This window comes from Kocuria sp. ZOR0020 (assembly GCF_000800955.1).
Lineage (GTDB): Bacteria > Actinomycetota > Actinomycetes > Actinomycetales > Micrococcaceae > Kocuria > Kocuria subflava.
Map to the genome: position 1 here is coordinate 1 of NZ_JROX01000393.1, position 368 is coordinate 368.

A 368-nucleotide genomic window follows, 5' to 3' on the forward strand; every position below is an offset into this window, starting at 1 on the left:
TCCTGTCGCCATACATGGCAGCAGTCGGTGCAGCGGTAGCGACGCACGACGACCTCCAGGGTCGTGGGTCGCCACCCGAGCGGTTCATGCGCAAGCCGCCGGACCACCGTGTCCCGCGGAACCCCTTCGCAGCCGCAGCGACGGCACCACTGGTCGAGCTCGACGACGCGGCAAGCGATCACCGCGCGGTCGGGCTCGAGCCGTTGCCCAACGGCTTCGAGACCGAGCTCATCCAGTCGGCAGAACGTGGTCAGGTCAAGGCGAGTGAAGGTAGCGTCGTGCACGTCGAGGTCTTCCGGATGGGCAGTGTGAGAACTTCCATCCTCGGGAGACCTCGACTTCTATCCCGACACCGCCGCGCCGTCAGC

General features: G+C 66.8%; 1 pseudogene. It reads right to left on the reverse strand.

What is annotated here, in order from left to right:
* Positions 1-284, reverse strand: a pseudogene (locus L979_RS15525) (transposase family protein); the annotation flags it as partial.
* Positions 285-368 lie beyond the last annotated feature (84 nt).